This is a genomic window from Microbacterium ginsengiterrae (assembly GCF_014205075.1).
GTDB classification, from domain to species: domain Bacteria; phylum Actinomycetota; class Actinomycetes; order Actinomycetales; family Microbacteriaceae; genus Microbacterium; species Microbacterium ginsengiterrae.
In genome coordinates this window covers 1,278,559-1,289,402 of sequence record NZ_JACHMU010000001.1, presented here as the reverse complement: position 1 = coordinate 1,289,402, position 10,844 = coordinate 1,278,559, and the positions used below count along the sequence as shown (strand labels likewise).

At 67.8% G+C, this 10,844-nt stretch carries 10 protein-coding genes; 8 read left to right on the top strand and 2 right to left on the bottom strand.

All coding sequences use genetic code 11. From position 1 onward, the window contains the following. The first annotated feature begins 30 nt into the window (after positions 1-30). The 3 genes from HD600_RS06450 to HD600_RS06440 all read left to right on the top strand — a co-directional run bounded on the left by HD600_RS06450 (position 31) and on the right by HD600_RS06440 (position 4,826). Positions 31-588, top strand: a complete 558-nt coding sequence (locus HD600_RS06450; RefSeq protein ID WP_184282357.1) for a MarR family transcriptional regulator — start codon at positions 31-33, stop codon at positions 586-588. A 9-nt stretch (positions 589-597) separates the two neighbouring features. Beyond that, a complete protein-coding gene (gene argG / locus HD600_RS06445; RefSeq protein ID WP_184282355.1) occupies positions 598-2,043 on the top strand; it encodes an argininosuccinate synthase in 1,446 nt (481 codons plus the stop codon). 137 nt (positions 2,044-2,180) lie between these two features. Continuing rightward, positions 2,181-4,826 (top strand): penicillin acylase family protein, encoded by a 2,646-nt coding sequence (locus HD600_RS06440; protein ID WP_241731630.1) that lies wholly within the window; start codon positions 2,181-2,183, stop codon positions 4,824-4,826. Between the two features lie 3 nt (positions 4,827-4,829). On the opposite strand, the gene HD600_RS06435 is transcribed toward HD600_RS06440, so the two are convergent. Next, positions 4,830-5,591: a GntR family transcriptional regulator gene (locus HD600_RS06435; RefSeq protein WP_184282353.1), complete on the bottom strand. Its 762-nt coding sequence runs from the start codon at positions 5,589-5,591 to the stop codon at positions 4,830-4,832. Between the two features lie 235 nt (positions 5,592-5,826). Between HD600_RS06435 and ehuB the strand changes: the two genes are divergently transcribed. The 5 genes from ehuB (at position 5,827) to HD600_RS06410 (ending at position 9,753) form a co-directional block, all read left to right on the top strand. Beyond that, entirely contained in the window at positions 5,827-6,717 is an 891-nt protein-coding gene (gene ehuB / locus HD600_RS06430) for an ectoine/hydroxyectoine ABC transporter substrate-binding protein EhuB (protein WP_184282351.1), read from the top strand. Between the two features lie 19 nt (positions 6,718-6,736). Next, positions 6,737-7,471, top strand: coding sequence for an ectoine/hydroxyectoine ABC transporter permease subunit EhuC (ehuC, locus tag HD600_RS06425; RefSeq protein WP_184282349.1), 735 nt, complete (start codon positions 6,737-6,739; stop codon positions 7,469-7,471). Continuing rightward, positions 7,468-8,124 carry an ectoine/hydroxyectoine ABC transporter permease subunit EhuD gene (gene ehuD, locus HD600_RS06420; protein ID WP_144793984.1) on the top strand — a complete coding sequence of 219 codons (657 nt, stop codon included), beginning with the start codon at positions 7,468-7,470 and terminating at the stop codon, positions 8,122-8,124. Before ehuC ends, ehuD begins: the two co-directional genes overlap by 4 nt. Before the next feature lie 22 nt (positions 8,125-8,146). Continuing rightward, on the top strand, positions 8,147-8,923 hold the full coding sequence (gene ehuA / locus HD600_RS06415; protein ID WP_206705828.1) for an ectoine/hydroxyectoine ABC transporter ATP-binding protein EhuA: 777 nt from the start codon (positions 8,147-8,149) through the stop codon (positions 8,921-8,923). Between the two features lie 65 nt (positions 8,924-8,988). Beyond that, positions 8,989-9,753, top strand: a complete 765-nt coding sequence (locus HD600_RS06410) for an alpha/beta fold hydrolase (RefSeq protein ID WP_184282347.1) — start codon at positions 8,989-8,991, stop codon at positions 9,751-9,753. A 105-nt stretch (positions 9,754-9,858) separates the two neighbouring features. Here HD600_RS06410 and HD600_RS06405 read toward each other — a convergent pair whose 3' ends face one another. Further along, a complete protein-coding gene (locus tag HD600_RS06405) occupies positions 9,859-10,734 on the bottom strand; it encodes a DUF559 domain-containing protein (protein WP_184282345.1) in 876 nt (291 codons plus the stop codon). Between the last annotated feature and the right edge of the window lie 110 nt (positions 10,735-10,844).

Genomic DNA, 10,844 nt, shown 5'->3' with positions numbered 1-10,844 from the left:
GCAAGAATCTCACACGACGAGGGTGCTATTGTGCGCTACTTCACGATCGACTCCGATCTCATCGACCGCTCCGCGCTGTCGGATGAGGAGTTCGCCCAGTGCGCCAGGGTCATGGGCGCACTGCAGCAGTGGCAGCGCGCCTCGCGCGCCCTCTCCGACGCCTCCCGCCGGTACATGCACCTCAACGAGAGCGACATGCGCGCCATCCGCATGATCCTCCGTGCGCAGCGGGACGGTCAGGTCGTCACCCCCAAGGACATCGCGCACGAAGTGGGCATCTCCAGCGCGTCGACGACCAAGCTCGTCGACCGCCTCGAGGCGGCGGGACATCTCGTCAGGGTGCCTCACCCCACCGACCGGCGCACGACGTGCATCGAGGTGACCGAGAGCACCCGGCGCTCCGCACGCGACACGATCGGCCGCCAGCACGCACGCCGCTTCGATGTCGTCGCCGCCATGAGCCCCCGCGAGCGCGAGGTCGCGATCCGGTTCCTCTCCGCCCTCGCCGACGCCGACGTCCCGCAGGGCGAGCTCGGGGACCCGGAGGACGAACTCGACGAGCCACAGGGCGACACGCCGCGCCGATAGACTGGAGGCATGTCCAAGGTCCTCCAGTCCCTCCCCGTCGGCGAGCGCGTCGGCATCGCCTTCTCCGGAGGTCTCGACACCTCCGTCGCCGTCGCCTGGATGCGCGCCAAGGGCGCGGTGCCCTACACCTACACGGGCGACCTGGGTCAGTACGACGAGGACGACATCGAGTCGATCCCCGGGCGCGCACTCGAGTACGGCGCCGAGGCCTCGCGACTCGTCGACGCGAAGACCGCTCTGGTGGAGGAGGGATTCGTCGCCCTGCAGTGCGGCGCGTTCCACATCCGCTCCGGTGGCAAGACCTACTTCAACACCACTCCGCTCGGCAGGGCCGTGACCGGCACCATGCTCGTGCGGGCCATGAAGGAGGACGGCGTCGACATCTGGGGCGACGGCTCCACCTACAAGGGCAACGACATCGAGCGGTTCTACCGCTACGGCCTGCTCGCCAACCCGCGCCTTCGCGTCTACAAGCCGTGGCTCGACGCCGACTTCGTCACCGAACTCGGCGGGCGCCAGGAGATGAGCGAATGGCTCGTCGCGCACGGATTCCCGTACCGCGACTCCGCCGAGAAGGCGTACTCGACCGACGCCAACATCTGGGGAGCCACGCACGAGGCGAAGACCCTCGAGCACCTGGACGTCTCGCTCGAGACGGTCGACCCGATCATGGGCGTGAAGTTCTGGGACCCGTCCGTGTCGATCGAGTCCGAGGACATCACCGTCACATTCGAGGCCGGCCGTCCCGTCGCCATCGACGGCGTGGAGTACAGCGACCCGGTGGCGCTCGTGAAGGCCGCCAACACGATCGGCGGTCGCCACGGCCTCGGCATGAGCGACCAGATCGAGAACCGCATCATCGAGGCGAAGTCCCGCGGCATCTACGAGGCCCCCGGTATGGCGCTGCTGTTCATCGCCTACGAGCGGCTCGTCAACGGCATCCTCAACGAGGACACCCTCGCGACGTACCACGAGCAGGGGCGCCGCCTCGGTCGACTGATGTACGAGGGCCGCTGGCTCGAGCCGCAGTCGCTCATGCTCCGCGAGTCCATCCAGCGCTGGGTCGGATCGACCATCTCCGGCTCGGTCACCATCCGCCTCCGCCGGGGCGACGACTGGACCATCCTCGACACGGTCAGCCCGAACCTCTCCTACGGCCCGGAGAAGCTGTCGATGGAGCGGGTGGGCGACGCCGCGTTCGGCCCCGTCGACCGCATCGGCCAGCTCACCATGCGCAACCTCGACATCGCCGATTCGCGTGCACGCCTCGAGCAGTACGCATCCCTCGGCCTCGTCGGCGGTGCGACGGGCGAGCTCGTCGGCCGCGTGACTGCAGGCGAGGCATCCGAGATCACCGATCGCGTCGAGGGGTCCGTGTCGGACGCCGACGAGAAGTACTCGGAGGCCATGGACCTCGCCTCGGAGCGCGCGGCGTTCGACTCCGGCACGGACTGACCCCTTTGCAGCACGCCCCGATGGCCCGTCCTCCCCGTCGGACACGGGCCATCGGTTAGGCTTCCAGAGCGCGTACCCGACACGCGCTCTGGGGATCGGTGAGACCGAGTCCCACTGTCGATCCCTGAGAGATGCCGATGACGCCCGAGACTCACGAACCCGCACCGCGCCGACTGGCCACCAGGATCTGGCGGATCGCCTTCCTCGTCGTGGCCGGCCTCATGGTCATCGCGGTCGCCGCCGCGTTCTTCGTCGTCTGGACGATCCAGCGATCGTTCCCGCAGACGTCCGGCGAGCTCACCGCCGCCGGATTGCAGAGCGAGGTCACCGTCCAGCGCGACGCCCTCGGAGTCCCCACCATCACCGCCGACTCCTCCCACGATCTGTTCTACGCGCAGGGATACGTCCACGCGCAGGACCGCTTCTTCGAGATGGACTTCCGCCGCCACGTGACCAGTGGCCGGGTCGCGGAGATGTTCGGTGAGTCGCAGGCCGGCACGGACATGTTCCTGCGCACCCTCGGTTGGCGCGACGTCGCGGAGCAGGAGGTCGAAGCGCTCGACGACACGAGCAGGTCGTACTACGAGGCGTACGCCGACGGCGTCAACGCCTACCTCGCGGAGAATGACGGCGCCGCCGCGTCCTTGGAATATGCCGTCCTGGGTATACAGAATCCCGACTACGAGATCGAACCGTGGGAGCCGGCGGATTCCGTGGCCTGGCTGAAGGCGATGGCCTGGGATCTGCGCAGCAACCTCGAGGATGAGACCGAGCGCGCCCTCCTCATCGCCGACACCGGCGATGAGGACGCCCCGCAGGACAGCCTGGACCTGCTCGAGCAGCTCTACCCCGCCTACCCGTTCGACGAGAACCCGGTGATCGTCCCGAAGATCTCCACTGTGCCGCCGATCGACTCGGACACCGATGCCGCCACCGCGTCGACGGGCACCACCGGCGCGACCGACGTCCGCGAGGCGATCACGACCGTCGAGTGGGAGTCCGCCGACAGCGTCATCGAAGCGGTCGGCATCCTCGTCGGAGACACCGGTGAGGGGATCGGCTCGAACTCCTGGGTGGTCTCCGGCGCCCTCACCGCCAGCGGCGCCCCGCTCCTCGCCAACGACCCGCACCTCGGCGCTGCCCTTCCCAGTGTCTGGTACCAGGTGCAGCTGCGCTGCTCGACGGTCAGCGACGAGTGCCCGTTCGATGTGGGCGGCTTCTCGTTCTCCGGACTCCCCGGCGTCGTCATCGGACACAACGACACCGTCGCATGGGGGTTCACCAACCTCACCACCGACGTCGCAGACCTGTACATCGAGAAGATCGACGGCGACGAGTACTGGCGCGACGGCGCACTCGAACCGCTCGAGGTGCGGGAGGAGACGATCAGGGTCGCCGACGGCGACGACATCGCGCTGACCATCCGCTCCACGGCGCACGGCCCGATCATCTCCGGCCTCACCGACGACTTCACCGCCGTCGCCGACGGACTCGTGATGGCGGACGGCGACGCCCTCAGCCAGGGCGAGACGGATGCCGACGACGGCATGTCGGGCGAGTACGCCGTGAGTCTGCGGTGGACGGCGCTGGACCCCGGCACGACGGGGCAGGCCCTGTTCGCCCTGAACACCGCCCGCGACTTCGAGAGCTTCCGCTACGCGGCCTCCCTCTTCGACGTACCCGCGCAGAACCTCGTCTACGCCGACACCGACGGAAACATCGGCTACCAGGCGCCGGGGCGTCTGCCCATCCGCGGCGCGGGCGACGGATGGCTGCCGCAGCCGGGATGGGACAGCTCCTACGACTGGAGCGGGTTCATCCCGTTCGAGGACCTGCCGGTGTCGTACAACCCGTCGTCCGGGTACATCGTGACGGCGAACAACGCCATCGTGACCGATGACTACGACTACTTCCTCTCGCGCGACTGGGACTACGGGTACCGCGCCGCGCGGATCGCCCACCTCATCGAGCGCAAGGCGGCAGCGGGACCGCTCACTCCGCAGGACATGCGCGACATCCAGAACGACAACGAGATGTGGATCGGCAAGAAGCTCGCCACGGTGATGGGTCAGGTCGACGTCGAGGGGGCGGGGACGCAGGATGCCGTGGCCCTGCTGCGCACCTGGGACGCGCAGAACAACGCCGGATCCGGTGCCGCCGCGTACGCGAACGTGCTGTGGTCGAACCTCGTGCTGAACATCTTCGACAATCGCGCAGAGCCCCTGCCGCACGGCGGGCAGGGACGACTGTTCACCGTCGTGGACGCGATGCTGGACGATCCGTCCGACCCGCTGTGGGTCAACGAGCAACTCGGCGTCGACACGATGGAGGACATGCTCGCGCTCTCGGCCGAGCAGGCGTACGAGGAGATCGTCGCCCTGCAGGGCGACGTGCCGGCGCGGTGGAACTGGGGCGGCCTGCACGCCATCACGCTCCGCAGCGACACGCTCGGCTCCTCGGGGATCGCCCCCATCGAAGCGCTGTTCAACCGCGGACCGTATCCGGTCGGCGGCGGCGCGTCCGTCGTCAACGCGACGGGCTGGATGCTCGGGGAGTCCTACGCCACGACCACCGTGCCGTCCATGCGGATGGTGATCGACCTCGCCGACTTCGACGGATCCTCCTGGAACCATCTCACCGGCGCCTCAGGCCACGCCTTCCACCCGAACTACGTCGACCAGACGGAGAACTGGGCGAGGGGCGTGCAGACGCCGTGGATGTTCTCGAAGGATGCCGTCGACGAGACGACGCTCGACACCCTTGTGCTCGTCCCGGCGGAGTGACGCTCAGCTCTCGTCGGTGAACTCGATCGGCGTCATCGTCGGGATCGCCTCGGTCACGGGGCGCTCGACGGTGTCGACGTCGGCGTCCTGCCCGGTGAGCCGGGCCACCGCCTCGGCGAACTGGCGCTCGAGGGCGGCGAAGGCCGACGCGGTGTCGCCCGCGGCGAGCGCGTCGAGCAGCTGACGGTAGGTCTCGGAGATCGAGCGCCGCACGGTGTACCCGTTCGGGTCGCTGAAGCTGGCGATGCGCGTCTCGATCGCGAGGGTCGCCATGTAGTGGGACAGACGGCGGCTGCCGGCGGAGTCCACGAGCAGCCGGTGGAACGCGATGTCCGCGTCGCCGATCGCGACCGCATCCTCCTGCTCGCTCGCCGCGACGAGGTCGGCGTACGCGCGCTCGAGGATCTCGAGGATCGGCGCGGCCCCCGCCTTGATGATCAGGCGCGCAGCCTGCGCCTCGACCGCGAGACGGGCGTCGTAGACGTCGGCGACATGCTCCGGTCCGATCACGCTCACGCGCATGCCGCGACCGGGGGATGCCGTGAGCAGCCCTTCCTGGACGAGGCGCTGCGTCGACTCCCGCAGGGGGCTGCGGGAGACCCCGAGCTGCGACGACATCTCGACCTCTCCGATCGGACTGCCGACCGGCAGTGCACCGGTGAAGATCGCCTTGCGCAACTCGGCGGTGATGAGGTCGACGGTCGACGGACGCGCCACGCGAACCATCGAGATCGGCGACACCGAACGCGGAGTGTGTGCGGCCATGTTCATCCCTTCAGCCCGTCGCGACAACCGCGAACATCTCATTGTCGATCCTCCGCGAGCAGATGCGAAGTCCGATCGGCAACTCAGTCTGCCGCAAGATCACGGTTTTGCATACTTGTCGACAATCTGCGCGTCTGACTGTACATCCGCCGACACATTCCTTAGTCTGGGGCACGGTCAACGGCCGCCTTCCGTGCGCCCGCGAACCACACCCGATACGGAACCAGAGGACATCATGACGAAGAGAACGACACGAATCGGCGTCGCCGCCGCGACGATCGGCACCCTGGCCGTCGGCCTGCTCGCGGGCTGCAGCGCGAACGACGGCGCGGACACCGAGGGCATGAGCACACTCGAGAAGGCGCAGGAGCAGGGCTCGATCACTCTGGCGATCGCGTCGGAGCAGCCGTACTCCTGGGTCGAGGACGGCGAGGCGACCGGTGCGACCATCGCCATGCACGAGCAGATCTTCACGAACCTCGGCATCGACGAGATCAAGATCGAGGAAGTCGACTGGAACTCCCTCATCCCCGGCCTCAACGCCGGTCGGTGGGATGCCGTGAGCGCGGGGATGTCGATCCTCCCCGAGCGCTGCGCCGAGGCCGCCTTCAGCGACCCGGAGATCATGTACACGACCGCACTGGTCGTCCCCAAGGGCAATCCCAAGAACCTCAGCGACCTCGACGCCGTCGCCGCCTCCGACGACGTGACGCTCGCGGTGCAGTCCGGTGCCATCGAAGAGGGATACGCGACCGAGCTCGGCATCTCGAACACCATCCAGGTCGACAGCGCCACGGCCGGCATCGAGATCGTGCAGTCCGGTCGCGCCGACGCCTTCGCCCTCACCGCCGTCTCCATGAACTGGATGACCGAGGGGATGGACGACGTCGAGACCACCGGCGCGTTCGTGCAGGAGATCGACGGTGTCGAGCAGATCGGCGCCGGCGCGACCGTGTTCCGCCAGGAGGACACCGACCTCCTGGAGGCCTACAACGAGGAACTCGCCAAGATCACTGCCGACGAGAGCACTTACCTCTCGCTCGTCGAGCCGTTCGGCTTCACCGCGGAGAACCTGCCGCCGTCCGACCTGACCACCGAGCAGCTGTGCTCGGGTGAGCTCGGCTGAGGCGCCAGCACACTCTGACGTGACTGAGAATTTCGAGGCGCTTTGGAGGGCGCTGCCCTATCTCGCCGACGGGGTGCTGATCACCCTGGAGTTGACAGCGGGCGGCGCCCTCCTCGCCATCATCGTCGCCATCGGTCTCGGACTGCTGGCGCGGTTCGAGAACATCATCCTCCGCGGCATCGCACGCACGATCATCGAACTGTTCCGCGGGACCTCGCTCCTCGTGCAGCTGTTCTTCTTCTTCTTCGTGCTGCCGCTGCCGCCGTTCAACCTCGAACTGTCGCCCCTCGTGACCGGCATCCTCGCCCTCGGCCTGAACTACGGCGCCTACGGCGCCGAGGTCGTGCGCGGGTCCATCAACGCCGTCGCACCCGGTCAGTGGGAGGCCACCACCGCCCTGAGCATGTCGCGCACGCAGCGCATGTGGCGGATCATCTTCCCGCAGGCGTGGGCGCTCATGCTCCCCTCCCTGAACAACCTGCTGATCCAGCTGCTCAAGGGAACCGCGGTGGTGTATCTGATCACGATCGTCGACTTCACTGCGGAGTTGAACAGGCTCCGCGTGCAGACCGACGTCTTCTTCGCCTACTCACTGGGACTGCTCATCTACTTCGGCATCGCCTACCTGCTCACCCTCGGCATGAACGCCCTGGAGACCCGCGCCAAGCACCGCCTCGGATACGGGGGCAAGTGGTCGGAGGCCATCACGGCCGCGCCGGTTCCTGACGCGAAGGGGGCGGGCCAGTTCGGATGAACGATTTCTGGAGTTGGGACCACGCCACAGCGGTCCTCCCCGATCTGCTGATCAAGTTCTTCACGGTCACGCTCGTCGTGACGATCATCGGCAGCGCCATCGCCGCAGTCCTCGGACTGATCATCGCGCTCGGCCGGCGCTCCGCGCCGCGTCCCATCGCCGCCGTGATCTCCCTGCTGATGAACTTCATCCGCATGACGCCGCTGGTCGTCCAGCTGCTGTTCGCCTACTACGTGTTCACCTCGGTGCCGCCGATCGTGCTGGGGACGATCATCATCGGCATCCACTACGCCACCTACATGGCCGAGGTGTATCGCGCGGGGATCGACGCGGTGCCACCGGGCCAGTGGGAGGCGACGACCGCGCTGTCGATGTCGCCGCGGCGCACCTGGACGGCCGTCATCATCCCCCAGGCGTTGCGATCCACGCTGCCGTCCCTGGCGAACTACGTGATCTCCATGTTCAAGGACACCCCGTTCCTCATGGTGATCACCGTCACCGAGCTCGTCCGTCAGGCGCAGCTGTACGGCGGCAAGAACTTCCGTTACGTCGAGGCGATCATCCTCGCCGGGCTCATCTACCTGGTCGCGAGCTATCTGAGCTCCCTGCTGGCCAGGCGATTGGAGAAACGTCTTGAATACACCACCGCTTGACACCCACACCGGCGCCATCGCGCTGCAGGACGGTGCCATTCCCGCCATCCGGTTCGACAAGGTCGAGAAGCGCTTCGGCGACCACGTCGTCCTGCACGATCTCGACTTCACCGTGCGCCGCGGCGACCGCGTGACCCTCATCGGACCCAGCGGCTCGGGGAAGACGACGATCCTTCGTCTGGTGATGACCCTCGAGGAGGCCGACGAGGGATATATCCTCATCGACGGCAACCCGCTCACCCACTACGAACGGGACGGCAAGCGGGTCGAGCTCAAGGAGAAGCACAAGAACGAGATGCGCAAGCGGATCGGGATGGTCTTCCAGCAGTTCAACCTGTTCCCGAACATGACGGTGATCGAGAACATCATCGAGGCGCCCGTGCACGTCCTCGGACTGTCCAAGAAGGTCGCGATGGAGCGGGGACGCGCGCTGCTCGAGAAGGTCGGGCTGCCCGACAAGGAGAACGCGCATCCGACCCAGCTCTCCGGCGGTCAGCAGCAGCGCGTCGCGATCGCACGCGCGCTCGCGATGGAGCCGGAGATCCTGTTGCTCGACGAGGTCACCAGCGCCCTGGACCCCGAGGTCGTCGGCGAGGTGCTGAACATCCTCCGCGACATCGCGAGGGAGACCGACGTGACGATGCTCATCGTCACGCACGAGATGCAGTTCGCGCGCGATGTGTCCAACCGCGTGCTCATGTTCGACAACGGACGCATCGTCGAGGAGGGCACGCCGGAGGACATCTTCAGCAACCCGCAGGAGCAGCGGACGAGGGACTTCCTCTCGGCCGTGCTGTGACGCGCACCGGGGCGAGGTGGGGCGCCGGGGCGGGGTGCGGCGCCGGCCCGGGATAGGCTCGAAGGGTGCCGGAACGACTCCTCGCCCCAGAAGGTGCCGCGGCATCGGTCACCGAGTTCACCTATGGCGGAGCGACACTCGTCGCCGAGGATCTGGGCTCCGGCCCGCATCCGTATGTGCTCATCCACGGGATCGGCATGGGGCGCAGCGTGTACGTCGACCTCGTCGAGCGGCTCCCCGGCCGGGTCATCGGCCTCGACCTCCCCGGCTTCGGCGAGGCACCGGAGCCCGAGCGCACACTGACGATGGCGCGGCATGCCGACCTCATCGCCGCGTTCCTGCGCGGCCGCGACATCTCCGACGCGGTCCTCATCGGTCATTCGATGGGGAGCCAGATCGCCGCGGAGCTCGCCTCACGGCATCCACAGCTCGTCGACGGGATCGTGCTCGCGGGCCCCACGGTCAACAGCGCGGCGCGCAGCGTCTGGGAACAGGCGCGCTACCTGCTGATCGACCTCATCGGAGAGCGTCCGACCGTGATCCTGCGCGGTGCCCGCGAGTACCTGCGGGGCGGGCCGCACCTCATCAGGAAGATTCGGGCGACGGTCGTGCACGAGCCGGAGAAGGCCTACGCGAAGGTGCAATGCCCCGTGCTGGTGCTCCGCGGAGAGGACGATCCCCTCGCACCGCAGTCCTGGTGCCGCGAGATCGTGTCGCTCATCCCCGGCCGCGCCGAGATGCACGAGATCCCCGACCACGGGCACGGCACGCTGATCAGTCACGCCGAGCCCGCGGCGAAGCTCATCACGGAGTTCACCGCGTCCCTCTGACGGGTGGTCAACCCGGCGCCCTGCCCAGGGCATAACTCCGGAACTTCTGCGCCGATCGCCGGAATCTGGCCGCACCACTTGCCCGGTTGCGCGATTTCTCCGGAGTTATGACCGCCGACGGCGACGCCCCCGACGGCCGAAGGCACCGATGATGTCGACGATCTGCTCCCGAACGCCGGCCGAGTCGAAAAGGATGTCCGACGCGAGAGGTCTGATCGTGGTGTACCCGAGTCGCGCCGCCGCGATGTCGCGCGCCCGATCCGCCGCCTGGGCGGTCCAGCCTTCATGGAACTTCCTGCTGTCACACTCGATGATGAGCCACCCCTCGACGACGAAATCGACCCGCCCGACGCCGGAGACGGCGACCTGCGTCTGAAAGCGAACGCCGAGCGTGCGAAGGATCAGCCGCATGTAGGTCTCGGGCCCTGATTCGGCCGAACCGTCCACCAGCCGCAGTATCGGGTGCAGTCGGCGTGGAAGCTCGGCGAACAGCTCCTCGAGTTGCGCGCACGTGACGAGGCGGAGGTGCAGGAGGCTGTCGAGGGTGGCGATGACGGCCCTCGGCTCCTGACAGGTCACGGACTGGCGCACCGCTTCCCGCAAGGACACGATGTGCCGCGCGGTCGCCTCGCCTGCGCGACTCGTCCAGTGCATGACCGTCGTGGGCGCCAGCCGAGGACGGATTCGGGACATGTGCGGGTGCAGGTGCATGTGGATCCCCGCAGCCCTCAGCACGAACACCCCGAGCATCTGCAGGACGGTGACGCACGCCACGCGTCCCCCCACGCGCACGGCCTCCGCCACCGCCGGGTCGATGTCGGGATGCGCGTAGTGGTCTCGCCGCAGCCGCACGAGCGCACCGGCGCGCACGGCCCGAGTGATGTCGCGTGTGGAGCTCCCGTTCTCCAGCAACTCCGCTCGGCTATGCACCACGGGAGCGTAGGTGGCCGCGATCCGCTCTGCCATCGCCTGTGTGTCCATCCACCGCATGGTGGCCGCGCGTCCAGCGCGGCTCGGCGCGGATGCCGTGAACCGTGGACAACCGGCGGCTTCTGCCCGGAGTGCAGAAGCATCAGCCGCCGGCGCCGCCC